At 71.0% G+C, this 25,894-nt stretch carries 30 protein-coding genes and 1 tRNA gene; 13 read left to right on the forward strand and 18 right to left on the reverse strand.

The window, feature by feature from the left end; all coding sequences use genetic code 11:
- Positions 1–294 precede the first annotated feature (294 nt).
- The 6 genes from ACFOY6_RS08435 to rplU form a co-directional block, all read right to left on the reverse strand.
- Positions 295–939 (reverse strand): nicotinate-nucleotide adenylyltransferase, encoded by a 645-nt coding sequence (locus ACFOY6_RS08435; RefSeq protein ID WP_379650184.1) that lies wholly within the window; start codon positions 937–939, stop codon positions 295–297.
- Complete coding sequence (locus ACFOY6_RS08440; protein WP_379635370.1) at positions 936–2,195, reverse strand: glutamate-5-semialdehyde dehydrogenase; 1,260 nt, start codon at positions 2,193–2,195, stop codon at positions 936–938. The genes ACFOY6_RS08435 and ACFOY6_RS08440 overlap by 4 nt, the downstream gene beginning before the upstream one ends.
- Positions 2,196–2,263: 68 nt before the next feature.
- Positions 2,264–3,379: a glutamate 5-kinase gene (gene proB / locus ACFOY6_RS08445; protein ID WP_379650124.1), complete on the reverse strand. Its 1,116-nt coding sequence runs from the start codon at positions 3,377–3,379 to the stop codon at positions 2,264–2,266.
- Positions 3,376–4,386 (reverse strand): GTPase ObgE, encoded by a 1,011-nt coding sequence (gene obgE / locus ACFOY6_RS08450; protein ID WP_379650126.1) that lies wholly within the window; start codon positions 4,384–4,386, stop codon positions 3,376–3,378. The genes proB and obgE overlap by 4 nt, the downstream gene beginning before the upstream one ends.
- 98 nt (positions 4,387–4,484) lie before the next feature.
- Positions 4,485–4,754 carry a 50S ribosomal protein L27 gene (gene rpmA, locus ACFOY6_RS08455; RefSeq protein ID WP_109516661.1) on the reverse strand — a complete coding sequence of 90 codons (270 nt, stop codon included), beginning with the start codon at positions 4,752–4,754 and terminating at the stop codon, positions 4,485–4,487.
- A gap of 26 nt (positions 4,755–4,780) precedes the next feature.
- Positions 4,781–5,098 (reverse strand): 50S ribosomal protein L21, encoded by a 318-nt coding sequence (gene rplU, locus ACFOY6_RS08460; RefSeq protein WP_109516662.1) that lies wholly within the window; start codon positions 5,096–5,098, stop codon positions 4,781–4,783.
- Positions 5,099–5,326: 228 nt separating this feature from the next.
- On the opposite strand from rplU, the gene ACFOY6_RS08465 reads away from it, so the two are divergent.
- A tRNA-Ser gene (locus ACFOY6_RS08465) sits at positions 5,327–5,416 on the forward strand.
- Between the two features lie 204 nt (positions 5,417–5,620).
- On the forward strand, positions 5,621–5,818 hold the full coding sequence (locus ACFOY6_RS08470) for a hypothetical protein (protein ID WP_146201861.1): 198 nt from the start codon (positions 5,621–5,623) through the stop codon (positions 5,816–5,818).
- 18 nt (positions 5,819–5,836) lie between these two features.
- Here the strand turns inward: ACFOY6_RS08470 and mnhG are convergent, their stop codons facing one another.
- The 9 genes from mnhG to ACFOY6_RS08515 form a co-directional block, all read right to left on the reverse strand.
- Positions 5,837–6,214: a monovalent cation/H(+) antiporter subunit G gene (gene mnhG / locus ACFOY6_RS08475; protein WP_109516663.1), complete on the reverse strand. Its 378-nt coding sequence runs from the start codon at positions 6,212–6,214 to the stop codon at positions 5,837–5,839.
- Complete coding sequence (locus ACFOY6_RS08480) at positions 6,211–6,504, reverse strand: monovalent cation/H+ antiporter complex subunit F (protein WP_379650128.1); 294 nt, start codon at positions 6,502–6,504, stop codon at positions 6,211–6,213. The genes mnhG and ACFOY6_RS08480 overlap by 4 nt, the downstream gene beginning before the upstream one ends.
- Positions 6,501–6,848: a Na+/H+ antiporter subunit E gene (locus ACFOY6_RS08485; RefSeq protein WP_109516664.1), complete on the reverse strand. Its 348-nt coding sequence runs from the start codon at positions 6,846–6,848 to the stop codon at positions 6,501–6,503. Before ACFOY6_RS08485 ends, ACFOY6_RS08480 begins: the two co-directional genes overlap by 4 nt.
- Positions 6,845–8,371 (reverse strand): Na+/H+ antiporter subunit D, encoded by a 1,527-nt coding sequence (locus ACFOY6_RS08490; RefSeq protein ID WP_379636151.1) that lies wholly within the window; start codon positions 8,369–8,371, stop codon positions 6,845–6,847. The genes ACFOY6_RS08485 and ACFOY6_RS08490 overlap by 4 nt, the downstream gene beginning before the upstream one ends.
- 5 nt (positions 8,372–8,376) lie before the next feature.
- Positions 8,377–8,760, reverse strand: coding sequence for an NADH-quinone oxidoreductase subunit K (locus tag ACFOY6_RS08495; protein ID WP_109516666.1), 384 nt, complete (start codon positions 8,758–8,760; stop codon positions 8,377–8,379).
- A complete protein-coding gene (locus tag ACFOY6_RS08500) occupies positions 8,757–9,167 on the reverse strand; it encodes an MnhB domain-containing protein (protein ID WP_109516667.1) in 411 nt (136 codons plus the stop codon). The genes ACFOY6_RS08495 and ACFOY6_RS08500 overlap by 4 nt, the downstream gene beginning before the upstream one ends.
- On the reverse strand, positions 9,164–11,482 hold the full coding sequence (gene mbhE, locus ACFOY6_RS08505; RefSeq protein ID WP_379650130.1) for a hydrogen gas-evolving membrane-bound hydrogenase subunit E: 2,319 nt from the start codon (positions 11,480–11,482) through the stop codon (positions 9,164–9,166). Before mbhE ends, ACFOY6_RS08500 begins: the two co-directional genes overlap by 4 nt.
- A 756-nt stretch (positions 11,483–12,238) precedes the next feature.
- Entirely contained in the window at positions 12,239–12,529 is a 291-nt protein-coding gene (locus ACFOY6_RS08510) for a hypothetical protein (RefSeq protein ID WP_146201862.1), read from the reverse strand.
- A gap of 269 nt (positions 12,530–12,798) precedes the next feature.
- Positions 12,799–13,437, reverse strand: coding sequence for a YqgE/AlgH family protein (locus ACFOY6_RS08515; protein ID WP_109516669.1), 639 nt, complete (start codon positions 13,435–13,437; stop codon positions 12,799–12,801).
- 157 nt (positions 13,438–13,594) lie between these two features.
- Here ACFOY6_RS08515 and ACFOY6_RS08520 point away from each other — a divergent pair, with 157 nt between their 5' ends.
- On the forward strand, positions 13,595–14,077 hold the full coding sequence (locus tag ACFOY6_RS08520) for a peroxiredoxin (protein WP_379635358.1): 483 nt from the start codon (positions 13,595–13,597) through the stop codon (positions 14,075–14,077).
- 37 nt (positions 14,078–14,114) lie between these two features.
- Here the strand turns inward: ACFOY6_RS08520 and ACFOY6_RS08525 are convergent, their stop codons facing one another.
- Complete coding sequence (locus tag ACFOY6_RS08525) at positions 14,115–14,783, reverse strand: NUDIX domain-containing protein (RefSeq protein WP_109516671.1); 669 nt, start codon at positions 14,781–14,783, stop codon at positions 14,115–14,117.
- Between the two features lie 139 nt (positions 14,784–14,922).
- Here ACFOY6_RS08525 and ACFOY6_RS08530 point away from each other — a divergent pair, with 139 nt between their 5' ends.
- The 9 genes from ACFOY6_RS08530 to ACFOY6_RS08570 all read left to right on the forward strand — a co-directional run bounded on the left by ACFOY6_RS08530 (position 14,923) and on the right by ACFOY6_RS08570 (position 22,051).
- On the forward strand, positions 14,923–15,474 hold the full coding sequence (locus ACFOY6_RS08530) for an SUF system Fe-S cluster assembly regulator (protein WP_379635356.1): 552 nt from the start codon (positions 14,923–14,925) through the stop codon (positions 15,472–15,474).
- A 12-nt stretch (positions 15,475–15,486) separates the two neighbouring features.
- A complete protein-coding gene (gene sufB / locus ACFOY6_RS08535) occupies positions 15,487–16,986 on the forward strand; it encodes a Fe-S cluster assembly protein SufB (protein ID WP_379635354.1) in 1,500 nt (499 codons plus the stop codon).
- 87 nt (positions 16,987–17,073) lie between these two features.
- Positions 17,074–17,817 (forward strand): Fe-S cluster assembly ATPase SufC, encoded by a 744-nt coding sequence (gene sufC, locus ACFOY6_RS08540; RefSeq protein ID WP_109516674.1) that lies wholly within the window; start codon positions 17,074–17,076, stop codon positions 17,815–17,817.
- The gene (gene sufD, locus ACFOY6_RS08545) at positions 17,814–19,109 is read left to right on the forward strand and encodes a Fe-S cluster assembly protein SufD (RefSeq protein WP_379635351.1); all 1,296 of its coding nucleotides are present in this window, start codon (positions 17,814–17,816) and stop codon (positions 19,107–19,109) included. Before sufC ends, sufD begins: the two co-directional genes overlap by 4 nt.
- The gene (locus ACFOY6_RS08550; protein ID WP_379636145.1) at positions 19,109–20,362 is read left to right on the forward strand and encodes an aminotransferase class V-fold PLP-dependent enzyme; all 1,254 of its coding nucleotides are present in this window, start codon (positions 19,109–19,111) and stop codon (positions 20,360–20,362) included. Before sufD ends, ACFOY6_RS08550 begins: the two co-directional genes overlap by 1 nt.
- Entirely contained in the window at positions 20,362–20,829 is a 468-nt protein-coding gene (gene sufU, locus ACFOY6_RS08555; protein ID WP_109516677.1) for a Fe-S cluster assembly sulfur transfer protein SufU, read from the forward strand. The genes ACFOY6_RS08550 and sufU overlap by 1 nt, the downstream gene beginning before the upstream one ends.
- Positions 20,801–21,202, forward strand: coding sequence for an SUF system Fe-S cluster assembly protein (locus tag ACFOY6_RS08560; RefSeq protein WP_109516739.1), 402 nt, complete (start codon positions 20,801–20,803; stop codon positions 21,200–21,202). The genes sufU and ACFOY6_RS08560 overlap by 29 nt, the downstream gene beginning before the upstream one ends.
- 19 nt (positions 21,203–21,221) lie before the next feature.
- Complete coding sequence (locus tag ACFOY6_RS08565) at positions 21,222–21,587, forward strand: HesB/IscA family protein (protein WP_109516678.1); 366 nt, start codon at positions 21,222–21,224, stop codon at positions 21,585–21,587.
- 50 nt (positions 21,588–21,637) lie between these two features.
- Entirely contained in the window at positions 21,638–22,051 is a 414-nt protein-coding gene (locus ACFOY6_RS08570) for an organic hydroperoxide resistance protein (protein WP_109516679.1), read from the forward strand.
- A 44-nt stretch (positions 22,052–22,095) separates the two neighbouring features.
- Here ACFOY6_RS08570 and ACFOY6_RS08575 read toward each other — a convergent pair whose 3' ends face one another.
- Positions 22,096–23,097, reverse strand: a complete 1,002-nt coding sequence (locus ACFOY6_RS08575) for an MBL fold metallo-hydrolase (protein WP_379650133.1) — start codon at positions 23,095–23,097, stop codon at positions 22,096–22,098.
- A 185-nt stretch (positions 23,098–23,282) separates the two neighbouring features.
- Between ACFOY6_RS08575 and ACFOY6_RS08580 the strand changes: the two genes are divergently transcribed.
- Positions 23,283–24,632 carry a hypothetical protein gene (locus ACFOY6_RS08580; RefSeq protein ID WP_379650135.1) on the forward strand — a complete coding sequence of 450 codons (1,350 nt, stop codon included), beginning with the start codon at positions 23,283–23,285 and terminating at the stop codon, positions 24,630–24,632.
- 4 nt (positions 24,633–24,636) lie between these two features.
- Here ACFOY6_RS08580 and ACFOY6_RS08585 read toward each other — a convergent pair whose 3' ends face one another.
- Positions 24,637–25,893, reverse strand: a complete 1,257-nt coding sequence (locus ACFOY6_RS08585; RefSeq protein ID WP_379650137.1) for a class I SAM-dependent RNA methyltransferase — start codon at positions 25,891–25,893, stop codon at positions 24,637–24,639.
- Position 25,894: the final 1 nt, after the last annotated feature.

Raw genomic sequence — 25,894 nt, forward strand, 5'->3', positions numbered from 1 at the left:
GACCTGCTGGCGCGGGCGGGCGTGGCGCCGGCCGGGGCGGAACGGGCGGGCTTCGCCGAAGCCGTGCCGGAGCGGGCCGGCCTGTCGGCTGCCTTGGCCGGGGCGGGCTTGCGGGTGGCGCCCTTGGCGGCGGGGCGGCTGGTGCTGCCGGTGCGCGAGGCCGTGCCGGTCTTGCGGCGGGTCTCGTCCGGGCTCTTCGGGGTGCGGGCTATGGCGGCCTCCTGTCGTGCTTTGTCGCGTCTTGTAGGGCTTGGCCCCCATCGGGGGCCAGCAATCCGTCCGTCGGGAGGGCTGTCAGCCCGTCCCTGTGATGTCGTGGCCGGCGCGGCGGAGGGCCGTCGCGCTGGCGGGGTGTTCGCGGGCCGGCACCAGGCTCCAGCCCGCATGCGGATGGCCGCCTGGCGCCAGCAGCGCCCCTGGCAGCCGGCGGTGCCGCCGCAGCGTGCTGGCGGCGGCGACGCTCGGCGCCCGGTCCGTCCAGCCCGGTCGCGGCAGCACCGCGATCGGCGTCCGCGCCGCCAGGGCGCGCCAGCGCCGCCAGCGCGGCAACTGCCAGAGATTGTCCGCGCCGATGATCCAGACGAAGCGCACACGCGGGAACAACCGTTGCAGCCGGGCCAGGGTTCGCGCGCTGTAGCGCTGGCCGATCGCCGCCTCCAGCCCGGTGGCGACGACCCGCACCCCGTCGGCGATGGCCTCGGCCGAGGCCAGCCGCCGCGCGAAGGGCGCCATGCCGGCGCGCGGCTTCAGCGGGTTGCCGGGCGAGACCAGCAGCCACACCTGGTCCAGCCGCAGCGCGCGGCGCGCCTGCTCGGCCACGTGGCGGTGGCCGTCATGCGCCGGGTTGAAGCTGCCGCCCAGCAGGCCGATGCGCCGCCGCCGCCCGTCGCCATGCGGCCCCGGCGCGGCGAGGCCGGCGGGAGAGGGAAGCCGGTTCAGGGCCGGGTCTGCCCTGTGCCCAGCACCTGGTAGCGGTAGGTGCAGAGCTGCTCCAGCCCGACCGGCCCGCGTGCATGCATCCGCCCCGTGGCGATGCCAATCTCGGCGCCGAAGCCGAACTCGCCGCCGTCGCAGAACTGGGTGGAGGCGTTCCAGAGGCCGACGGCGGAGTCGAGGCCGTCGAGGAACCGGGTGGCCACCGCCGCATCCTCGGTGATGATGGCCTCGGTGTGCTCGCTGCCATGCCGGCGGATATGCGCCAGCGCGTCCTCCACCCCGTCCACCACGGCGATGGAGAGGATGGCGTCCAGCCACTCGGTGCCGAAATCGGCCTCGGTGGCGGGTGGCAGGCCGGGGAGGATGGCGCGGGCGCGCTCATCGGCGCGGAAGTCGCAGCCCAGCGCGCGCAAATCCTCCACCAGCAGCGGCAGCAGGGAAGGGGCGATGGCGGCGTCGATCAGCAGCGTCTCGGTGGCGCCGCAGACGCCGGTGCGGCGCATCTTGGCATTGGCCAGCACGGCGCGCGCCATGGTGGGGTCGGCGGCGGCGTGGATGTAGGTGTGGTTCAGCCCCTCGGCATGGGCCAGCACCGGCACCCGCGCCTCCTGCATCACCCGCGTCACCAGCCCCTTGCCGCCGCGCGGGATGATGAGGTCGATCAGCCCCGCCGCGCCGAGCATGGCGCCGACGAAGGCGCGGTCCTGGGTGGGGGCCATCTGCACCGCGGCCTCGGGCAGCCCGGCCGCGCGCAGCCCCTCCACGATGCAGGCATGGATGGCGGCGGCCGAGCGCGCGCCCTCGCTGCCGCCGCGCAGCAGCACCGCCGAGCCGGCCTTCAGGCAGAGCCCGGCGGCATCGGCCGTCACGTTCGGGCGGCTCTCGTAGATCATGCCGATGACGCCGAGCGGCTGCGCCACGCGGCGGATGACGAGGCCGTTGGGGCGCGTCCACTCGGCCAGCACGCGGCCCGCCGGGTCGGGCAGGGCGGCGATCTCCTCCAGCCCCTGGGCCATCGCCTCCACCCGCGCCGGGTTCAGCGTCAGCCGGTCGCGGAAGGAACTGGCGAGGTCGGGCGCGGCGGCGAGGTCGGCGGCGTTGGCGGCCAGGATGTCTGTCAGTCGGGCGCGCAGGGCGGCGGCGGCGGCGCGCAGCGCCGCGTCCTTCGACGGTCGGTCCGCCCGCGCCAGCCGGGTGGCGGCCGCGCGGGCCGCCTGGGCGACAGGGAGGATCGGGTTCGTCATCGCGTCCACGGTCATGCGTTCCTTGGGGCTCGGAAGGCCAGGGGAGAATAAATTCTCCCCCGGACCCCCTCATCTTTTTTCTGTCAGAGAAGGACCAGGTCGTCGCGGTGGATGATCTCGTCCCGCCCGCGCCAGCCCAGGATGGCCTCGATCTCCTCCGAGCGGCAGCCGGCGATCTGGCGGGCCGCCTCGGCGTCGTAGGCCGAGAGGCCGCGCGCCAGCTCCAGCCCGGCCTCGTCCCGCACGGAGAGCGGGTCGCCACGGCCGAACTCGCCCTCCACGCCACGCACCCCGGCCGGCAGCAGCGAGGAGCCGGCGCGCAGCGCACGCGCCGCCCCCGCATCGACCCGCAGCACGCCGAGCGGCGCCAGGCTGCCGGCGATCCACTGCTTGCGCGCCGAGCGCCCCTCCGGCGCAGGCAGGAACCAGGAGCAGCGCGCCCCTTCCTCCAGCGCGCGCAGCGGGTTGTCCCGCTTGCCCAGCGCGATGGCCATGGCGCAGCCCGCGCCATTGGCGATGCGCGCCGCGATCAGCTTGGTCCGCATGCCGCCCGAAGAATAGCCCGGCGGCGGCTCGCCCCCCATGGCCATGATCTCGTCCGTCACGCGCTCCACCACGGGCAGGTGACGGGCGGCAGGGTCGTTGCGCGGGTCGGCGGTGTAGAGGCCGTCGATGTCGGAGAGCAGCACCAGCGCGTCAGCGTGGATCATCTCGGCGACGCGCGCGGCGAGGCGGTCATTGTCGCCGAAGCGGATCTCGGCGGTGGCCACCGTGTCGTTCTCGTTGATGACGGGGACGCAGCCGAGGTCGAGCAGCGTGCCCAGCGTGGCGCGGGCGTTGAGGTAGCGGCGGCGGTCCTCGCTGTCCTCCAGCGTCAGCAGCAGCTGCGCGGCGTTCAGCCCGTGCTGCGAGAGGGCGGCCTGCCAGGCGCCGGCCAGGCGGATCTGCCCCACCGCGGCGGCGGCCTGCTTCTCCTCGAGGCGCAGCTTGCGGCGCGTCAGCCCCAGCGCCCGGCGGGCGAGCGCGATGGCGCCGGAGGAGACCAGCACCACCTCGACGCCGCGCGCGCGCAGCGCCGCCACATCGGCCGCGACGGAGGCGATCCAGCCCTCGCGCGGCGCCGCCGTCGCCTCGTCCACCACCAGGGCGGAGCCGATCTTGACGACAACGCGGCGGGCGGTGGCGAGGGAGGGAATCATCCGGGCTGGCTCTCGCGGTGGCGGTAGATGGTGTCGGCCAGGGCGCGCAGAGTCTCGGGCACGCCCTCCTGGGTGGCGCCGCTGATCAGCCGCACGGGGCGGCCGGTGGCGCGCTCCAGCGCCTTCACGCGGCTGGCGCGGGCCTGCGGCGTCATGGCGTCGGTCTTGTTCAGCGCGATGATCTCGGGCTTCTCCGAGAGGCCGCCGCCATAGCCCTCCAGCTCGGCGCGCACCGTCTCGTAGGCCCGCACGGGGTCGGGCTGGCTGCCGTCGATCAGGTGCAGCAGCACGGCGCAGCGCTCGACATGGCCAAGGAAGCGGGTACCGAGCCCGGCGCCCTCATGCGCGCCCTCGATCAGGCCGGGGATGTCGGCCAGCACGAATTCCTCGGTGGCGTTCAGCCGCACCACGCCGAGCTGCGGCGTTAGCGTGGTGAAGGGATAGTCGGCGATCTTGGGCCGCGCCGCGCTGGCCACCGACAGGAAGGTGGACTTGCCGGCATTGGGCAGGCCGACCAGCCCGGCATCGGCGATCAGCTTCAGCCGCAGCCAGAGCCAGCGCTCCTCGCCGGGGTAGCCCTTGTCGGCGCGGCGGGGGGCGCGGTTGGTGCTGGTCTTGAAGTGCGCGTTGCCGTGGCCGCCATCGCCGCCCACGCAGATGGTGGCGCGCTGGCCGGCGACGGTCAGGTCGGCCAGCACCGTCTCCTTGTCCTCGTCGAGCACGACGGTGCCCACCGGCACCTTCAGCACCACATCCTCGGAGCCCGCGCCGGTGCGGTCGGAGCCCGCGCCGTTGCCGCCCTTGCGGGCCTTGAAGTGCTGGGCGTAGCGGTAGTCGATGAGGGTGTTCAGGCCGGGCACTGCCTCGACGATGATGTCGCCGCCCTTGCCGCCATTGCCGCCATCGGGGCCGCCGAACTCGATGTACTTCTCGCGGCGGAAGGCGATGACGCCATCGCCGCCGTCACCGGCCTTCACCCAGATCTTGGCTTCGTCGAGGAATTTCATGGGGAGGTGGTCCGGGGGAGGGAATGCGGTCTTGCAACGAAAAACGGGGGCCTTGCGGCCCCCGTTCGCGGTCTATCCGGCTCGCGGAGGCGCGCGTGTTACTCGGCGGCCTGCGGCAGCGGCTCGACGGAGACGTGAACGCGGCCCTCGGCGCGGCGGGTGAACTTCACCTTGCCCTCGATGGCGGCGTGGATCGAGTGGGTGCGGCCGACGAGCACGTTGGTGCCCGGGACCATCTTCGTGCCGCGCTGGGTGACGATGATGTTGCCGGCCAGCACGTGCTCGCCGCCGAACTTCTTCACGCCAAGCCGCTTACCTGCAGAGTCGCGCCCGTTGCGGGAGGAGCCGCCGGCCTTTTTGTGCGCCATGGTTGGTGTCTCCTAAGACTGTCTGTTCAGGCCGCGGCGATGCCGGCGATGCGCAGCACGGTCTGGTGCTGGCGGTGGCCGTTCTTGCGGCGGCTGTTCTGCCGGCGGCGCTTCTTGAAGATGATGACCTTGTCACCGCGCTTGTGCTCGACAACCGTGGCGGTGACGCTGGCGCCAGCCACGATGGGCGCGCCGATCGTCAGCCCGGCCTCGCCGGAGATGGCCAGGACATCCTGGAAGGTGATGGTCTGGCCGGGTTCGGCCTCCAGCTTCTCGACGATCAGCACGGCGTCCGGGGTGACGCGGTACTGCTTGCCGCCGGTGCGGATCACTGCGTAGGTCATGGGGCGCCCTGAAAAAGCTCTGCCGTACTGGCCTGATCTGAAACGATGGTCGGCCGAGAAACGGCCATCGGCGCGACACGAGGCCTCGCCGGGAGGAGGGGCGTATAGCCCCGGGGGGTCGGGGGAGTCAACGCGGCGGGGCGGATTCGACGAATTTCCCCGCAAGTCTGCGTTGCGTCCGGCGTGAAGCCCCTCTATACCCCGCCCGCCTGACGACCGAGGCGCCGCGGAGAGGTGGCAGAGTGGTCGATCGCGTCGGTCTCGAAAACCGAAGTACCTGCAAGGGTACCGTGGGTTCGAATCCCACCCTCTCCGCCATTCCCCCCCCCGCCAGCATCTCTCGCCTTGCCGGCCTCCGACTGCGCCCATCCTCTTCTGGGCCTGCGTGCGAGCGCAGAGGGAAGGGTAAGTCCGGACAGGCGGGGCCATGGATATGCTTATCCCTCGGCCCTCTTACCTATTGTTACCGACGCGCCGCGCTCCTCGCCGTAACATCCTCGCGGATCATCATCGCGAGATGCCATGCCACGCTTTCGATGCCTCGCCCTCCTGCTGCTCCTCGGCGGCTGCGCCGCCTCGGGAGAGCTGGAGATGACGGAGGAGCCGGACCGGGACGGCATCCTGGTCGGCGGGGAGACCGATCCCTGGCGGTACCGGCCCTACCGCGGGCAGGACGATGCCGCGCTCCTGCCCTATGTGCGCTACAGCCGGCCCTTCTGAGCGGCGCGGCGCCGGCGGTCAGGGCTTGCGGCGGGCACGCTGCTCCAGCGGCTTCTTGGCCCGGCCGATCTCGGCCGCCAGCGCCCCGTCATCGTCGAGGCCGGGCGCCAGGGCGCCCGAGACGAAGGCGGCGCGCCCGAGCAGATGCCCCGAGATGGGGATGGTCAGCAGCAGGAAGAGGATGGCGCAGAGCCCGACCAGCGTGGCGTCCGTCCGCTGCAATTCCAGCACCACGCCCAGGATCACGAAGCCGGCGCCGAGCGTGCCGGCCTTGGTGGCCGCGTGCATGCGCTGGAACGGGTCGGCGAAGCGCAGCACGCCGAGGGCGGCGGCGAAGAGGAACACCACGCCCAGGAACTTGGCGGCCAGCGCCAGGAGAAGCAGCAGGGTGGTCATCCGCGTGGCCCCTTCTTGCGCTCCAGGAAGGCGGCCAGGGCGCAGGTGGCGACGAAGCTGATCAGCGAGATGCCGAAGGCCACGTCCAGGAATTCGCGCCGCAGCGTGACGGAGGCGACCAGCGCGGCGATGGCCACGGCCAGGCCGGTCAGCATGTCGAGCGCCACGAAGCGGTCGGCATAGCCGGGGCCGTTCAGCATTCGGGCGCAGGTCATGCCGAGCGGGACCATCAGCAGCAGGATGAGCGCCGTCGAGAGCCAGTCGAACAGGGAGGAGAGCGTGGCCATCATCCTTCGATCCTCCGGATCCTGTCTTCAAAGGCGGTGCGGATGCCGGCGATGATCTCCTCCGGCGCCGTGATGTCCAGAGCGTGGATATAGAGGGTGCGGCGGTCCTCGCTGACATGCAGCGAGCAGGTGCCGGGCGTCAGCGTGATGAGGTTGGCCAGCATGGCTGTGCCGAACTCCGTCCGCAGCGCGATGGGGTAGGCGATGATGCCGGAGCGCATCCGCGGGTCGCGCGCGAAGGCGAGCCGGGCGACGAAGACTGAGGACTTCACCAGCTCCGCCAGGAACACCACCGCGAGCACCGCCATGCCGGCCAAGCGGGGCGGGGAGAGCAGGCGCAGGCTCATGGGCGCGGCTCCGCCATCGCGCCGCCCTCCGCCGGCACCGCGCCCAGCACGGCGGCGATGTAGTCGGACGGCTCGACCAGCGCCTGTGCGGCGGACTGGGCATAGGCCACGAAGGGCTCCGCCTGCAGGCCGATCGCCACCGTCACCGCCGCCAGCAGCGCGATGGCCGCCAGCATCGGCGCCGGCACGGCGCGGGCGGTGGGGCGCGGCATCAGCGGGTCCTTCCAGAAGGCTTCCATCCAGATCTTGGTCATGGAGTAGAGGGTCAGGATGCCGGTCACCAGCGCCACGGCCGCCAGCCAGCCCTGGCCGCCGCGGAAGCTGGCGTCGATCACCATGAACTTGGCCCAGAAGCCGGAGAGCGGCGGGATGCCGCCGAGCGAGAGGGCGGGCACCAGGAACAGCGCCGCCAGCAGCGGGCTGCGCCGCATCAGCCCGCCGCTCTGGCGCAGGTCGAAGGTGCCGGAGGCGCGGTGGATGGCGCCCGCCAGCAGGAACAGGTTCGCCTTCACCACGATGTGGTGGATGATGTAGAAGATGCCGCCCGCCAGCGCCGCCGGCGTCGCCACCGCCAGCCCCAGCAGCATGTAGCCGATCTGGCTGACGATGTGGAACGACAGGATGCGGCGCACATCCCACTGCACCGCCGCGCCGAACACGCCGAACAGCATGGTGCAGGCCGCCATCACCGCCAGGATCTCGCGCAGGCCGCTGCCCTCCACCGTGAAGATCAGGGTGAAGACGCGGAAGCAGGCATAGACGCCGACCTTGGTCAGCAGCCCGGCGAAGATCGCGGCCACCGTGATCGAGGCGGTGTGGTAGGAGGCGGGCAGCCAGAAGAACAGCGGGAAGTAGCCCGCCTTGATGCCGAAGCCGCAGAGCAGCAGCAGCGCCGAGATGGTGAGCGTCAGCGACGGCCCGGCCTGCGGCAGCACCACCGCGAGGTCGGCCATGTTGAGCGTGCCGGCGACGCCGTAGAGCAGCGCCACGGCCATCAGGAAGATCAGCGTCGAGAACAGGTTGAGGACGGCGTACTTCAGCACGCCGTCGAGCTGCGCGCGGGTGCGGCCGATGACCAGCAGCCCCATCGCGGTGATCAGCATCACCTCGAACCAGACATAGAGGTTGAAGATGTCGCCGGTGAGGAAGGCGCCGTTCACGCCGGCCAGCATGCCGTGGAACAGCGGGTGGAAGCCCGCCCGCTCCTCGCGCCGGCGGATGTCGGCCTGGCCGAACAGCCATGTGGCGAAGGCCATCAGCCCGGTGATGGCGGCCATGGCGGCGCTGAAGCGGTCGGCCACGAAGCTGACGCCGAAGGGCGCCGCCCAGCCGCCGAACTGCACGGCCTGCACCCCCTCCGCCCGCACCTGCCACAGCAGCAGCAGGGTGGCGGCGAACATCAGCAGCACGCCGGCGGCGGAGATGGCGCGCTGCGCGGCCAGCCGCTGCCAGCAGCAGGCCGCCAGCGCCGCCGTGGCCAGCGGGATGGCCACCGGCCACAGCACGGCCTGCGCCAGGAGCATGCCGCTCACCGGCGCTTCTCCGGCCCGTCGAAGGGCGTGCCGAGGGATTCGGCGACGTCCAGCCCGGCATTGTCCAGCGTGCCGATCGAGCGCTGCGCCTGCAGCGCCAGCGCCGCGGCGAAGGCGATGAGCGCGAAGCCGATGACGATGGCGGTGAGGATCAGCGCCTGCGGCAGCGGGTTGGCGGCCGCCTCGGACAATGCGCTGCTGCCCGGCTCGATGACCGGCGGCACGGTGGAGGAGATGCGGCCCGAATAGAAGATCACCAGGTTCACCGCCGCCGAGAGCAGCGAGACGCCGAGGATGATGCGCACCACATGCCGCGAGAGCAGCATGTGGACCCCGCAGCCGGTCAGCAGCGCGATGGCCAGAGCATAGATCAGGTTCATGCCTCGGGCTGTTCCTCGTAGAAGCGCAGGATCAGGGCGAGGATGCCGCCCAGCACCGCCAGATAGACGCCGATGTCGAAGGCCAGCGCCGTGCCGCTGTGGAAGTCGCCAGCGTGGAACCACCAATGCGCCAGGAAGGAGCCGCGGTTGACCAGCCCCGGCAGGCCGCTGAGCAGCGCCAGCACCAGCCCCGCGCCCATCAGCGCCACGGGATGGACGCGCACCATGCGGCGCGCCGCCTGCACCCCGTCGGCCATCGCCAGGATGGCGAAGCCCGCCGCCGCCATCAGCCCGCCGACGAAGCCGCCGCCCGGGTCGTTGTGGCCGCGGTAGAGGATGTAGAGCGAGACCACCAGCATCAGCGCGAACAGGAAGCGCGAGAAGGCGGAGAGGATGAGCGAGTTCATGTCGGCTCCTTGCCCTTCGCGCGGCGCGCCAGCAGCCCCCACACCGCCATGGCGGCGAAGGCGACGACGGCGATCTCGCCCAGCGTGTCGATGGCGCGGAAATCGACCAGGATGACGTTCACCACGTTGCGGCCGAAGGCTTCCGGATAGCTGCGCGCGGCGAAGAACTCGGTCAGGCGCAGGTCGAGCGGGGCGGCCGTCATCGCGGCGAGGGCGGCGAAGGTGACGAGGCCGAAGCCGCCGGCCAGCAGCGCGTCCACCCGCCGCTCCCCGGCGCTGCGGGTGGAGGGCGGCCGGATCGGCAGTTGCAGCAGCAGCGCCGCCAGGATGACGACCAGCAGCGCCTCCACCGAGAACTGCGTCATGGCGAGGTCCGGCGCGCCGTTCAGCAGGAACAGCAGCGCCGAGCCGAAGCCGACGATGCCGACCGCCACCAGCGCCGCCGGCAGCGAGCGCATCCGCGTGGCGGCGAAGCCGGCCGCCACCATCAGCCCCACCACCACCGCCGGCGCCAGGCGCAGCCCTTCCAGCGAGAGGTCGATGGCCAGCGGCGGCGCGGCCAGCACCAGCCCCACGGCGGTGACGAGCAGCGTGGCGCCGACCACGGTGGCGGTGTAGCGGCGCTGGTCGCCATTCTGCAGCACCAGGGTGCAGCGCCGGGCCAGGGCCAGCACGCCCTCGAAGGCGTGGTTGTAGCCGGCATCGCCCAGCAGCCGGTCCAGCCAATCCAGATGCGCGAGGCGGGCCAGCAGGCGCGGCCACAGCAGGTAGAGCGCGAGGCCGAGCAGCACGGCGAGCGCGCTCAGCCCCAGCATCGGCGTCAGGCCATGCCAGAGGGCGGGGGAGACGGGCAGCGCCTGGCCGACGAGCGCGCTGGCCGCCGGCCCCAGCAGCGGCGCCACGGCGAGGCCGGGCAGCAGGCCCAGCAGCAGCCCCAGCGTGGCCAGCACCGCGGGGCCGAGGAACAGCCCCGGCGTCTCGCCATGGTGCACGGCGCCCTCGCGGCTGCGGCCGAGGAAGAAGGGGCGCAGCGAGACGATGCCGGCGATGGCGACGAACACCGCGCTGCCCAGCACCAGCGCGACGAGTGCGAACCAGCCGCTGCCGGATTCGAGCTGCGCCTCGAACAGGTATTCCTTGGCGATGAAGCTGAAGGTGGGGGGCAGGCCTGCCATGGCCACGGCGGCCAGGGCGGCGGCCACGGCGGTGACGGGCAGGGCGCGGCGCAGCCCGTTGATCTCCACCAGGCTGGTGCGGCCGGTGGCGTGGATGGCGGTGCCGGCGCAGAAGAACAGCGTGGCCTTGTAGAGCGCATGGGCCAGCATGAAGCCCACCGTGGCGGTGGCCGGCACCGGCCCCTCCAGCCCGATCAGCAGCACCAGCACGCCGAGCGAGGAGACGGTGGACTGCGCCAGCACGGCCTTGTAGCCGGTGCGCGACAGCGCCCGCACCGAGGCCACCAGCACCGTCAGCCCGCCGAAGACGATCAGCGCCGTGCCGAAGGCCGGCACCTGCGCGAAGGCCAGGTCGAACCGTGCCAGCAGATAGACGCCGAGCTTCACCATGGTGGCGGAGTGCAGGTAGGCGGAGGCGGGCGTCGGCGCCTCCATGGCGTTGGGCAGCCAGAAGTGGAAGGGCACCTGCGCCGACTTGGTGAAGGCGCCGAGCAGCACCAGCACCATGATGGTGCCGCACCAGGGCGAGGCCGCGAGCGCCGCGCTGTTCTGCATGGCGTTGCTGAGCGAGAAGCTGCCCAGCTCCATGCCGATCAGCAGGATGCCGGCGAACAGCGCCAGCCCGCCGCCGGCGGTGACGATGAGCGACTGCAGCGCCGCCTTGCGGGCCGAGGCCTTGTAAGAGTCGAAGCCGATCAGCAGGAAGGAGACGAGGCTGGTCAGCTCCCAGAACACATACAGCCCGATCAGGCTGTCGGAGAGCACCGTGCCCAGCATGGCGGACATGAACAGCAGGATCAGGGCGAGGAAGCTGGCGCCCTTGTGGGGCGGCTTGTCGGCGAAATAGGCGCCGGCATAGATCGTCACCAGCGTGCCGATGCCGGTGATCATCAGGCCGAACAGGCGCGAGAAGCCATCCAGCCGCAGGTCGAGCGTGATGCCGAGGCTGGGCACCCAGGCCACCTCCTCGACGATGGCCCCGGCGCCTTCAAGGCCGCTGCCGGCGATCCAGAGGAGACCGAAGAGGCTGGCGGGCAGGATCGCCAGAACCCAGCCGGCGCGCTGCCCCAGCCGCAGCGCCAGCGGGCGCGCGAGCGCGGACCCAAGAAAGCTGATCCACAAAATCGCTGAAAGGGGCAACACATTCCTCCTGGCAGCAGCCATCTGTGTATAACATGAAAATTCTTTTAGTGAAGTGTTAGGAAAAGAATTCCAAGGAGACCTTTTTCTAAGGTGTTTCTGCAAAACATCAGAGTCTTTATTTAAATTTATAGTAAATCGTCAAAAAATCGGCGACAAAACATAAATTTCTATTGAAGAAACGATGATTAAATTAAGTTAATCATCCATTCTTAAGAACTTCATTTCGGGCGGTGAAGTTGCTGATCCGGGGCCTTCATGTCGGCCGTCCGCTACGGGATGGAAAAGGCTGATGCCCTGGGCCGCGACACGGCGCAGGACGCTGGCCTTCTTCCTCCAGGATGTCCTGGCGGCAGGCCCTGCTTCCCGACGGCAGCATGGCGCGGCGGGAGCAGGAGGCCGCCGGTGCGGTGGCGCCGGAAGGCCGGGGGCCGGGCCAAATGCCGCGGCCCTGGGCAGGAAGATCCGCCCTCTTGCCTCTCCAGGACAGGCTCTCGCCTCTCCGGGAACAGGAAGGCATGGCTGAAGAGAGTGGGCTTGGCCGCTTGTTACGGGGCGGGGAAGCCACGCAGGGTGCTCGCCTGCTCCGCACCTCCTGCCGCGCTATCGCCGCGCGGGCAAGGCGCCCGGAAGAGGTGGGGCCGGATGGCTAGAGCATCTTCACCCGGCCGGACAGGATCGTCAGGCCGGGCGAAGATGCTCGCAAAAACAACGATCCGGGGCGTATTCCGTGAGCCAGTGCGGACGGGAAGCGACCTAGTGGGCCACGCCGCAAACGGTGTTCCGGACAGCGAAGGGAAGGGCGGTGGGGCAGAGCTGCCACAGCTTCTCATAGGCCATGATGAGGCCTTCCAGCGCACGGTTGCGGGCTTCGCCCGGCGCCATGCCCTGCAACTCCATTTCCAGGAGTTCCAGCAGGATCAGGCCGCAATAAGGATCGCCTTCGTCACAGGCCTGATGAAAAGCGCTCAGGAGCTTTTGGGATAAGCAATCATGCTGCTTCAGGCGGATCGCACGCGAGGGAGTGCGGTGGAACTGGGAGGCCATCGAGGCGCCCTTCGATCACAAGTATGTGATTTATTTATACACGATATCTTCCGGGGCTGTTAGGGATTTTTGCCCCGCACAAAATATTTCTTCTCAGGAATAATTGCCAGGCTCGAGCTTGCCCCTCGCGCTGCGTGGCTGAAAGGGCCGGAAGCCGGGAAGAGGCGGCCGCCACCGCCTTTCCCCGCGGAAAGACGGCTCAGCCGGCGGACGGAACCCAATCGGACGCTGTGCCATTCCGCCCAGCGGCAGGGCGGGCCGCCGGCACCTCAGGCGTGGCCGGCGGTGCCGGAAAGAAGCAGGGGATCGATGCGCAGCTTGGCCAGGGCCTGGCGCCATTTCTCGTCCGGCATGCCCTCGAAGAGCAGGGTCTCGTCGGGCGTCACGTTCAGCCAGGCATTGCGCTGGATCTCGTCCTCCAGCTGGCCAGGTCCCCAGCCGGCATAGCCCAGCGCCAGCAGCCCCTGACGCGGCCCGCCGCCGCCCGCGATGGCCTTGAGGATATCGACGCTGGCGGTCAGGGCCAGATCGCCGGTCACCTTCAGGCTGCCCTCGCTCGACCAGTCCGTGGTGTGCAGGACGAAGCCGCGGCCGCCCTCGACCGGCCCGCCGGCCAGCAGGCGGATCTGCCGGTGCGGCGGCAGGGGCTCGACCTCCAGCTGCTTCAGCAGCTCCTCGAAGCTCAGATTCTCGAGGGGCTTGTTCAGCACGATGCCCATGGCGCCATCGGCCGAGTGGGCACAGAGGCAGATGACCGCGCGCGCGAAGCGCGGGTCCTGCATGCTCGGCATGGCCACCAGGAGCTGGCCGCCCAGGTATTCCGCCTGCAGGCCACCAGGGCGCCCCCAGCCCGTGGTGGGCCGGCGGGAAGCTTCCGGGAATTCGTCCTCGCGTGCACGTCTTGCCATCGTGAAAACAAGATGGCGGCGGGGGGCGGCGCGCGCAAGGATCGCGATGCGCAGGGCCGAACGGAATGGCGTGGCGGCGCAGGCGGGGCGAGGAAGGCTTGGTTGACAGCGGGTGCGCCGGCGTGAAATGCCCGCAGACCCAGAGGAGAACGGTCCGATGTCGATCCAAGTTGGTGAGTCGATTCCCGCGCTGACGCTGACCCAGGCCACCGTGGAAGGCCCCCGCGAGCTGACCACCGAGGCCCTGTTCGGCGGCAAGACCGTGGTGCTGTTCGGCGTGCCCGGCGCCTTCACCCCCACCTGCTCGGCCAAGCACATGCCGAGCTTCCTGCAGAATGCCGAGGCGCTGAAGGCCAAGGGCGTCGACACCATCGCCTGCATGGCGGTGAACGACCCCTTCGTGATGCAGGCCTGGGCCAAGGACCAGGACGTGGGCGAGGCGGTGGTGATGCTGGCCGATGGCTCAGCTGCCTTCACCAAGGCGCTCGGCCTGGAACTGGACCTGACGGCGCGCGGCCTCGGGGTGCGCTGCCAGCGCTTTGCCCTCGTCGCCAAGGAGGGCAAGGTGGCCTATCTCGGCGTCGAGCAGCCCGGCGCCTTCGAGGTGTCGAGCGGCGAGGCGGTGCTCGCGGCGCTCTGAGCACCGGGCCGGGTTCGGCCCTTGCTGGCGGCCCCTCTCAGGCCGCCACCTCCAGGCGGCGGTTCTCCCGCCCCTGGAACCAGATCAGCGGCCGGGTGGCGCGCGCCGCCTCCGGCATCGCCAGCCAATCGCGGAACTCGCCCAGCACCCGCGCGGTGATCGGCGCCACCGGCAGCGCCAGCACCCCCTCCAGCGGCAGCCAGGCCAGCTGCTCCAGCTCGCCCGAGCCGGAGAGCGTGCCCTCCGCCGCCTCGGCCGGCGCCACCAGGAAGCGGGCGTTGAAGCGGATCGGGCTGCGGGCCGGCGTCACGGCGCGGCAGAGATAGTGCAGCCGGTCCAGCGTCGGCAGCGGCCCGCCCAGGCGCAGCCCCGTCTCCTCCTCCAGTTCGCGCGCGGCGGCGATCGCCAGGGCGCGCGCCAGGCGCGGTGGCGCGCGGCGCTCCAGCGCGGCGCGGGTGTCGGGGCGCAGCTCGGTGGCGGCGGGGGCGGTGCGGTCGGCCAGATCCACCCGGCCGCCGGGGAAGACCAGGCGGTTGGGCATGAAGCGGTGGCCGGCGGCGCGCATGCCCATCAGCACCTCCACCGTGCCCTCCCGCGCGGCGCCGCCGGCCTGCCGCCACAGGATCAGGCTGGCGGCGTGGCGGGGATGGGCGGGGCGCCCGGGCGGCGCCGCGGGCGGCGGGGAGGGGGTGGCGGAGGTGGTCATGGGCCGCAGCGTGGCACTCCCGGCGCGGGCGGAAAAGAGGGGCGGCACCGGCCGGTATGACGCCTTCTTGACAAGCGGGGGTCGCGGGCGCATCTGCCCGAAAGCGGACAACACAGGTCCGCTTTAGGAGAAGGTCCGCGTGTTGCGGCTGTCGAAGCTGACCGATTACGCCGTCGTGGTGCTGGCCCGGCTGGAAGCCGAGGGCGGGGTGCAGACCGCGCCCGGCCTCGCCACCGCCACCGGCATCGCCGAGCCCACGGTGGCCAAGGTGCTGAAGGCGCTGGGCCATGCCGGGCTGGTGGAAGGATTGCGCGGCGCGCGCGGCGGCTACCGCCTGGGCCGCCCGCTCTGCGCCATCCCGCTCTCTGACGTGATCTGCGCCATCGACGGGCCGATCGCGCTCACCGCCTGCGTCGATGGCGCCAGCGGCTGCTGCGAGACGGAGACGATCTGCCCCGTGCGCGGCCGCTGGGACCCGGTGAACGAGGCGATCCGCGCCGCGCTCTCCGCCATCTCTATGGCCGAGCTGGCGGCGCCCCGGACCGTCGCGCGTCAAAAATCCCCGCCGGCGGATGCCGGCCGAAAATCCCCGCCGGACGAAGCCGGCCGTAAATTCCCGCCGGTGGATACCGGCCGAAAATCCCCGCCGGCATCGCCGGCCCGCCTGCCTGCCCATCCGCCTGCCGAGTAAGGGGTCCAGACCATGCCAGCCGTTACCGAGACCATCGACGCCGTCGCCTCCGTCACCCAGGGCACCTACAAGTACGGCTTCGAGACCGAGATCGACATGGAGTTCGCCCCGAAGGGGCTGAACGAGGACATCGTCCGCTTCATCTCGGCCAAGAAGGAAGAGCCGGAATGGCTGCTGGAATGGCGCCTGAAGGCCTTCGCGCTGTGGAAGACCATGGTTGAGCCGCGCTGGCCGGCGGTGAGCTACCCGCCGATCGACTACCAGGACGCCTATTACTACGCAGCCCCGGTGAAGAAGGACGGGCCGAAGTCGCTCGACGAGGTCGATCCCGAGCTGCTGCGCACCTATGAGAAGCTCGGCATCCCGCTGAAGGAGCAGGCGATCCTGGCCGGCGTCGAGGGCGCGGGAGACACCCCCGCCGAAGGCGGCCGCCTGCCGATCGCGGTGGACGCGGTGTTCGACAGCGTCTCGGTGGCCACCTCCTACAAGGAGCGGCTGGGCAAGGAAGGCATCATCTTCTGCTCCATCTCCGAGGCGGTGCGCGAGCACCCCGAGCTGGTGCGGCAGTATCTCGGCTCCGTGGTGCCGCAGGGCGACAACTTCTTCGCCGCGCTGAACTCGGCGGTCTTCACCGATGGCAGCTTCGTCTACATCCCGAAGGGCGTGCGCTGCCCGATGGAGCTGTCCACCTATTTCCGCATCAACGCCAAGAGCACCGGCCAGTTCGAGCGCACGCTGATCATCGCCGAGGCGGGCAGCCATGTGAGCTACCTCGAGGGCTGCACGGCGCCGATGCGCGACGAGAACCAGCTGCACGCCGCCGTGGTCGAGCTGGTGGCGATGGACGACGCCACCATCAAGTACAGCACGGTGCAGAACTGGTATCCGGGCGACGCCGAGGGCCGGGGCGGCATCTACAACTTCGTCACCAAGCGCGGCGCCTGCCGCGGCGCGCGCTCCAAGATCTCCTGGACGCAGGTGGAGACCGGCTCGGCCATCACCTGGAAGTACCCCTCCTGCATCCTGCAGGGCGATGATTCGGTGGGCGAGTTCTACAGCGTCGCCATCACCAACAACCGCCAGCAGGCCGATACGGGCACCAAGATGTTCCATATCGGCAAGAACACGCGCTCGACCATCATCTCGAAGGGCATCAGCGCCGGCTACGGCCAGAACACCTATCGCGGCCTGGTGAAGATCAGCCCGAAGGCCAGCGGCGCGCGCAACTTCACCCAGTGCGACAGCCTGCTGATCGGCGACCAGTGCGGCGCCCACACCGTGCCCTACATCGAGAATCGCTGCATGACGGCGAAGACCGAGCACGAGGCCACCACCAGCCGCATCGCCGAGGACCAGCTCTTCTACTGCCGCCAGCGCGGCCTGTCGGAGGAGGATGCGGTCGGGCTCATCGTCAATGGCTTCTGCCGCGAGGTGTTGAAGGAACTGCCGATGGAGTTCGCGGTGGAAGCGCAGAAGCTGCTGCAGATCAGCCTCGAGGGCTCGGTCGGCTGAGGCCACACGGGAATCCGGCGCGGCGCGCCAAGCGGGAATATCACGGGCGGCTCCCCACCGCCCGCCGAGGACGGAACTGGAAGAAGCATGTTGAAGATTGAAGGGCTGACCGCCGAGATCGAGGGCAAGGAGATCCTGAAGGGGATCGACCTCGAGGTGCCGCAGGGCGAGGTGCACGCCATCATGGGGCCGAACGGCTCCGGCAAGTCCACCCTCTCCTATGTGCTGGCCGGGCGCGAGGGCTACGAGATCACCGGCGGCACCGCCACCTTCAACGGCCAGGACCTGCTGGCCATGGAGCCGGAGGAGCGTGCCGCCACGGGCCTGTTCCTGGCCTTCCAGTACCCGGTCGAGCTGCCGGGCGTCGGCAACGCCAACTTCCTGCGCACCGCGCTGAACGCGCAGCGCCGCACCAAGGGCGAGCCGGAGCTGGACGCGATGCAGTTCCTCAAGACCGCCCGCGCGCGGATGAAGGAGCTGTCGATGCCGGAGGACATGCTGAAGCGCGGCGTCAATGTCGGCTTCTCCGGCGGCGAGAAGAAGCGCAACGAGGTGCTGCAGATGGCCCTGCTGCAGCCGAAGATCGCCATCCTCGACGAGACCGATTCCGGCCTCGACATCGACGCGCTCAAGATCGTGGCCGATGGCGTGAACGCCATGCGCGGGCCGGAATTCTCGGCGCTGGTCATCACCCACTACCAGCGCCTGCTGGACTACATCGTGCCCGACAAGGTGCATGTGCTGATGGGCGGCCGCATCGTGCAGACGGGCGGGCCGGAGCTGGCGCACCAGCTGGAGGCGAGCGGCTACGGCTCGGTGCAGGCGGCATGAACGCCTCTGTCGAAAACAGCCTGAGCGAGGCGGGCGCCGCCGGCTTCCTGCACCGCTATGAGGGGCTGCGCGCCCGCCTGCCCGGCATCGGCCTGCCCTGGCTCGCCGCGCTGCGCGACGGTGCGGCCGAGGCCTTCCGCGCCCAGGGCTTCCCCACCCGCCGGGTGGAGGCGTGGAAGTACACCGACCTCGCCCCGCTCACCCAGGCCGGCTTCGGCGAGCCGCTGACGCCGGTGGAGAGCGCCCTGCCGCTGCCGCGCCACGCCGCGCCGAAGCGGGTGGTGTTCGTCGATGGCCGCTTCAGCCCCGAGCTGTCGGACACGGATGTGCCGGTGCGCAGCCTGGCCCGGCACCTGCCGGAGCTGGAGGGGCGCCTCGGCACCCTGGCGAGGGTCGATGACCTGCCGCTGGTGGCGCTGAACACCGCCCTGTTCGAGGATGGCGCGCTGATCGAGCTGGCGCCGGGCGAGGATGGCGGCGTCATCGAGCTGCTTTCCGTCACCCGCGCCGACCGGCCGGTGACCTCGCATCCGCGCCACCTGGTGCGGCTGGCGGAGGGCGCCAAGCTGGTGCTGATCGAGCGCAGCTGGGGCCATGGCGAGAGCCGCTACCTGCACAGCCCGGTCTTCGAGGTCGAGGTGGCCGAGGGCGCGCACATCACCCATGCGCGCATCCAGCAGGAGGCGCGTGCCGGGCTGCACCTCTCCACCGTCTTCGCCCGCGTGGCGGCGGGCGGCACCTATGACAGCTTCCTGCTGCATGCCGGCGCCCGCCTCTCCCGCTCCGAGGCGCATGTGGCGCTGGTGGGGCCGAAGGCGGCGGCGCACCTGAACGGCGCGCAGCTGCTGGGCGATGGCCAGCATGGTGACTGCACCACCTTCCTCGACCACGCGGCGCCGGACTGCCCGAGCCGCCAGACGGTGAAGACGGTGCTGGCCGGCCGGTCGCGCGGCGTGTTCCAGGGCAAGATCCACGTCCATCAGGTCGCCCAGCGCACCGATGGCTACCAGATGAACCAGGCCCTGCTGCTCTCCGACCAGGCGGAGATCGACAGCAAGCCGCAGCTCGAGATCTATGCCGACGACGTGAAGTGCAGCCACGGCGCCACGGTGGGCGAGCTGGACGAGGACCAGCTCTTCTACCTGCGCGCCCGCGGCATCCCCGCCGCCGTGGCCCGCTCCATGCTGATCGAGGCCTTCCTGCAGGAGGCGATCGACGGCGTGACCGAGGAGTCCGCGCAGGCCGCGCTCTCCGAGGCGGTCGCCGGCTGGTGGGAAAGGAACGCGGCGTGATGGACGGGGTGGTGGCGCCCAGGGGCCAGGGTGCGTTCGACGTGGCCCGCATCCGGCAGGATTTCCCGATCCTGTCGGAGAAGGTGCGCGGCAAGGATCTGGTGTTCCTCGATTCCGGCGCCTCCGCCCAGAAGCCGCGCGCGGTCATCCAGGCCATGACGCGGATGATGGAGAAGGCCTATGCCAACGTCCATCGCGGTGCCTACCACCTCTCGGAGAGCGCCACCGAGGCCTATGAGGGCGCGCGCCGCGCCGTCGCCGGCTTCCTGAACGCGGCGGATGAGCGGGAGATCGTCTTCACCGGCTCCTCCACCGCCGCCATCAACCTCGTGGCGCACAGCTACGGGCGCGGCGTGCTGAAGGCGGGGCAGGCGGTGCTGATCTCCGAGATGGAGCACCACGCCAACCTAGTGCCCTGGCAGATGCTCAAGGCCGCGCATGGCACCGAGCTGCGCGTGGCGCGCGTGACGGATGCGGGCGAGCTGGATCTCGAGGATGTCGCGGCCAAGCTGGCCGATAGCAAGGTGGGGCTGATGGCCGTCACCCACATGTCCAACGTGCTGGGCACGGTGACGCCCGCCGCGCGGCTGGCCGAGATGGCGCATGCCCATGGCGCGAAGCTGCTGCTGGACGGCTCCCAGGCCGCCGTGCACCGGCGCGTGGACGTGCAGGCGCTGGGCTGCGACTTCTACGTCTTCACCGGCCACAAGCTCTACGGCCCCACCGGGATCGGCGTGCTGTGGGGGCGGATGGAACTGCTGGAGGCCATGCCGCCCTTCCTCGGCGGCGGCGACATGATCAGCGAGGTCACGCTGGAAGGCTTCCTGCCCGCGCCGGTGCCGGCCAAGTTCGAGGCGGGCACGCCGCCGATCATCGAGGCGGTCGGGCTGCACGCGGCGATCGATTATGTGCAGGGCATCGGCATGGAGGCCATCGAGGCGCATGAGCGCCATCTGGTGGACCGCGCCATGACCCGCCTCTCGGCGGTGGAGGGGCTGACGCTGATCGGCCACGCGCAGGACCGCGGCGGCGTCTTCGCCTTCGCGCTCGACAACGCGCACGCCCATGACCTGGCGACATTGCTGGACCGCGTGGGGATCGCGGTGCGCTCGGGCCGCCATTGCGCCGAGCCGCTGCACGCACGATTTAACGTGGAAAGCACCTGCCGCGCTTCCTTCGGTCTCTACACCACCGAGGGAGAGGTCGATTACCTCGCCGAGGCGCTGGGCAAGGCGCGGGAGTTCTTCCGCTGATGTTCGACGATCTGCGCGATCTCTACCAGGAAGTCATCCTGGACCATGGCCGCAAGCCGCGGAACTTCCGCCGGCTGGAGGAGGCCGACCGCGAGGGCCGCGGCGACAACCCGATGTGCGGCGACCGCATGCAGCTCTGGGTGAAGCTGGCCCCCGATGGGCGGCTCGCCGATGTCGCCTTCCAGGGCAAAGGCTGCGCCATCTCGATGGCCAGCGCCAGCCTGATGACCGAGACGGTGCGCGGCAAGACGCAGGAGGAGGCGCGGGCGCTGGCGGAGAAGTTCCGCGAACTGGCGATGACCGGCACCTGCCCCGATTGCGGCGGCGCGCTGGAGGACGAGATGGAGCGGTTGCAGGCGCTGGGCGGCGTGCACGAATTCCCGAGCCGGGTAAAGTGCGCAACGCTCGCCTGGCACACGCTGAACGCCGCGCTGGACAATGCGGACAAGGAGGCGAGCAGTGAGTGACGGTACCCCCGCACCCGAAGCCACCACGGAAGCGCACGCGGCCTGGACGCCGGAGGGCGAGACCGCGCCGCGCGTCTCCGAGGACGCGGTGATCAACGCCATCGCCCAGGTCTATGACCCGGAGATCCCGGTCAACATCTACGAGCTGGGCCTGATCTACGCCGTCGAGCTGAGCGAGGCCGGCGCCGTCAAGGTCGAGATGACGCTGACCACCCCTTCCTGCCCCTCGGCGCAGGAGCTGCCGGGGCAGGTGGAGGAGATGGTCCGCACCATCCCCGGCGTGACCGATGTGGCGGTGGAGATCGTCTGGGACCCGCCCTGGGACCCCTCGCGCATGAGCGAGGACGCCCGGCTGGCCCTGAACATGTACTGAGCGCGAGAAGGATCGAGGCATGAGCACCACCACCGAGCCCCGCCCGCGCCGTGCCCTGCCGCCGCTGATGCAGCTTTCCGACACGGCGGCGGAGCGGCTGCGCGGCCTCTACGAGAAGGGCCAGCAGGGCCGCCTGCTGCGCATCGCGGTCAAGACCAAGGGCTGCTCCGGCATGGCCTACGATCTGGGCTGGACCGATGCGCCCGGCCCCGGCGACGAGGTCGTGACCGACAAGGGCGTGACCGTGCTGGTCGACCGCAAGGCGACGCTGTTCCTGCTCGGCACCACCATGGATTACGAGGTGAAGGCGATGTCCGCCGGCTTCACCTTCACAAATCCGAATGAGAAGGGACGTTGTGGGTGCGGGGAGAGTTTCCACGTCTGAGCCGGCGCCCCATCTGCGGGCCTGGCTGAAACCGACAACGGAGGAACAGCATGGCTCTCTATACCGGCAGCGCGACGGCAACCGGTGGCCGCAACGGCCACGTGGACAGCAGTGACGGGCTGATCAGCCACGACCTTTCCATCCCCAAGGAGATGGGCGGGCCGGGCAAGGCGGGCGCCACCAACCCGGAGCAGCTTTTCGCCGCCGGCTACGCCGCCTGCTTCGGCAGCGCCGTGGATGCGGTGGGGCGGCAGAAGAAGCTGGACACCACCGGCGCCACCGTCACCTGCGATGTCGGCATCGACAAGGTGGAAGGCGGCTTCCAGCTTTCCGCGAAGCTCAAGGTGAAGCTGCCGGCGCTGGAGAAGGCGCAGGCGCAGGAGCTGGTCGAGGCGGCGCACCAGATGTGCCCCTATTCCAAGGCCACGCGCGGCAATATCGACGTCGCGCTGGAAGTCGTCTGAGGCTGGCGCCGGGCGGGGGAGCGGTTGCTCCCCGCCCGGCGGCGTCACACCGTGCTGGACCAGGTGGCCGGCACGAAGCGGTAGCCCTCTCCCTCCTTCGCCACGTAACCATTGGCGGGGAAGGGGAAGTGGTAGCCGATGCAGCGGATGCGGTCCGTCGCCACGCGGTCGAACATGCGGCGGCGCGTCGCCTCCGCCATCGCCGCGTCCATGTCGAAGATCAGGTGCCAGCCCGGATTGCGCAGGTTCAGCTCGGGGCGGTTGGTCACGTCGCCCAGCAGCATCGCCTGGTCGTTGCCATCGGCCAGCAGGTAGCTGGTGTGGCCCGGCGTGTGGCCGAAGCTCGGCACCGCCTGCACCCCCGCCACCACCTGGCCGGCGCCGTCGATCTGCCGGATGCGCGCCTTGTAGGGCTCCAGCCGCTTCCGAACATTGGCGAAGGCGCCCTTCATCGCCTCCGGCGCCCGGCTCGCCTGCCCCTCATCCATCCAGAAATCGTATTCCGCCTTGGGCAGCACGACCTCGGCATTGGCGAAGACCGGCTTGCCCTCGGCATCGGTCAGGCCGGTGATGTGGTCGCCATGGAAATGCGTCAGCACGATCAGCGTGACGCGGGCCGGGTCCAGCCCGGCGGCCTTCATGTTGGCCGGGATGTTGCCGGCGGTGGCGCCGAGCTGCCCGCCCGTGCCGGTGTCGAACAGCACGAGGCCGTCCGGCGTCTCCAGCACCGTCACGGTGTAGGGGATGTCGAGATGGCCGGTGGGCAGGAAGGCCTCGCGCAGCGCGGCCTCCACGGCAGCGGGCTCGGCATTGCGGACGAAGCCCTGGGTGGGGTTCGGCCGGCGGCCGAAGCCGTCATGCACCACGGTCACCACCCGGCTGCCGAGGCGGAAGCGGTAGAAGCCCGGCGCCTGCTGCGTGCCGCCCGCCGCAGCGGGGGCGGCGGCGCCCTGCGCCAGGGCGTCGGCCATGCCGAGGCGCAGCAGCGCCGGCGCCATGGCCAGCGCGCCGGCCGCCTGCAACAGGGTGCGTCGATCGAGTTCCATCCTCACCTCCCACATGCCCGAAAGGGCACCGGGCAGAAGGGTGGGTTGTTCGTGGCGCGGGTCAAGCCCATCTGCCACCGGCCCGGCGAAGGGGCGGGGGCGGCGCCGATATCGCCGCTTGCCAGCTTCTGCTATGCGGGCGCGATGGAACGCGACCCTGGCGGGGCCAGGGCGTGGAGAGGTCAGTGACGAGCGTAACCCTGCCGCATCAGCCCGCCGCGAGGCCGGACATCCTTCTCGACACCGGGCGCGTGGCGGCCCTCTACCAGAAGCGGGCGGGCGAGACGCTGATCGTCTCCTTCGCCCCCCGGCAGGAGCGCCCTTCCATCTGGGGGCAGTCCTTTCTCGGCCGCTTCGGCGTCTCGCTGCTGGGGCTGACGGATTATCATGCCAGCTGGTTTCCCGAGCAGGACATGGCGCAGATCCTCCCGCGGCTGGAGGGGCTGCTGGCCGGCTACCGCCGCGTGATCCTGTATGGCTTCAGCATGGGGGCCTATGCCGCGCTGAAGTACAGCGGCCGCCTGCGGGCCGGCGTGACGCTGGCCTTCTCGCCCCAGTTCTCCATCGAGCCCGGCCGTGTCGGGCATTTCGATCATCGTCGCACCCGTCTCTTCCACCGCCCGGAGCTGCATGACGGGATGCAGATCGTGCCCGGCGATCTCGCCGGCCAGGCCGTGCTGTTCTTCGACCCCCTGTTCCGCGAGGATGCCAGCCACGCGGCGCTGATCGCGCAGGCGGGGCCGGTGGCCTGCGTTCCCACGCCCTTCTCGCGGCATGATTCCATCCGTTTCGCCGTCAGCACCGGGCTGGTGGAGGACCTGCTGCGGGAGGCCGTGCGGCAGGGCGGGGTGGATGCAGGCGCGGCGCGGCGCCAGCGCCGGGCGCGGCGCCTGCTCTGCCCGGATTACGTGCGGGCGGTGGCCGGCCTGCTGGACCGCCGGAGCGGCCCGGAGAGCGGCATGTGGCTGCTGGGCCGCGCTCTGGCGGCGGGCAACGACGCGCCCGCCCTGCATCTGGAGCATGCGGAGCGCCTGCTGGACGAAGCCCGCGTGGCCGAGGCCGAGGCCGCCCTCTGCGCCCTGCCCGAGACGCTGAAGCCCGCCCAGCAGGCGGTGCTGGCCGATGTGCAGCGCCGCCTCGCCCTGCACACCGGCCAGGATGCGCCCGACCCGCGCGCCTTTCCCGCCGGGGACGCGGCCTGGGCCGAGACGGCCGAGTTCGTCCGCCAGCGCCGGCTGCCGGGTGAGACGGTGCTGGCGCCCGCCTCCTTCGGCACGATCCTGGAAGGCTGCGCGGCGGCGCTGCCGGAGGAAGCGAGGCCGGACTGGGCCGTGGTCCGCAAGAGCGCCATGGCTGGCCTCGGCCATCCCCGCCTGCGGGAGCTGGCCCTCGACACCACGCCGGTCTTCGCCAATGCCGAGTTCGTGGTCTGGGCGCGCCAGCCCAGCTTCGGCATGGTGGATCTGCGCGGCACGCCCGAGGTGCGGGCCATGCTGCGCGACATCGAGGGGATGTGGGGCGAGATCGGCGCCTGAGCGCCTACTTCCCCCGCGCGCGCGGCCGCTCGAACACCACCACCGCCTCCAGCTGCGCCGACCACAGGAACTGGTCGATCGGCGTGGCCTGCGCCACGCGCCATCCGGCGGCGTGCAGCAGCTTGCCGTCGCGCGTCAGCGCCGTGGGATTGCACGAGACGTAGATGATCCGTTGCAGGGCGCTGCGGGCGAGCGCCGGCATCTGCTCGGCCGCGCCGGCGAAGGGCGGGTCCAGCACCAGCGCCGCGAAGCTCTCCAGCTCCTTCGCGCTCAGCGGCTGCCGCGCCAGGTCCCGCCGCGTGGCAGTGACGCGGCCGCCCGCCTTGCGCGCCGCCGCGTCCAGCGCCGCCACGGCCTCCGGCGCCCCCTCGAAGGCGGCGACGCGGGCGCGCTCCGCCAGCGGGAAGGAGAGGGTGCCAAGCCCGGCATGCAGCTCCGCGATGCGCGCCTTGCCGGTGAGCTTCGGCAGGCCCTCCAGCACCGCCGCGACGATGGCCGCCTCGCCCTGCGGCGTGGCCTGCAGGAAGGCGCCGGGCGGCGGCGCCACGCTCACCCCCGCGAAGGCGATGCCCACCCCGCCAAGCTGCGCCAGCGTCTCCGTGGCGCCCCCCTTCAGCCCGGCGCCGGCGATGCGCGGGATGCCCTGCGCGGCGGCGAAGGCGGCCAGCGCGGTGCGCTCCTGCACGCCGGGGGCGCCGTCCAGCCGCAGCAGCAGGTCCGGCCCCGTGTCCAGCAGGTTCAGCACCGCCGAGCCCTCGCGGCGGAAGGATTGCAGCCCGCGCAGCAGCGCCCGCAGGGGCTCGAACAGCGCCACCAGCGCCGGGTCCAGCACATGGCAGGTGGAGAGATCCTCCACGGCGCCGCTGCCGCGGCCGTGGAAGCCCAGCACCACGCTGCCATCCGGGCGGCGGCGCAGCGCCAGGTCGGCCCGGCGGCGGGTGGCGGGGGGCGTGACGCGGGTCTCGGCCACCGGCGCATCCTCGAAGCCGGCGCGGGCGAGGGCCTCGGCCAGCCGGTCCCGCTTCCAGGCGGCATAGGGGGGGATGTCCCAATGCTGCAGCACGCAGCCGCCGCAGGGGCCGAAATGCGGGCAGGGGGGCGCCACACGCTCGGGGCTCGGGGAGAGCACCACCGGGCCTTCCGGGCGCACCACCTCGCCAGGAAGCACGCCGGGGAGGAACAGGCGGGCGCCGTCCGGCGCGGTGGCCACGCCATCGCCGGCGGCGCCCAGGGCCTCGATCGTCACTTGCACCGGCAGCATC

This window comes from Teichococcus aestuarii (genome assembly GCF_042651065.1).
In the GTDB taxonomy this organism is placed as follows: domain Bacteria; phylum Pseudomonadota; class Alphaproteobacteria; order Acetobacterales; family Acetobacteraceae; genus Pseudoroseomonas; species Pseudoroseomonas aestuarii.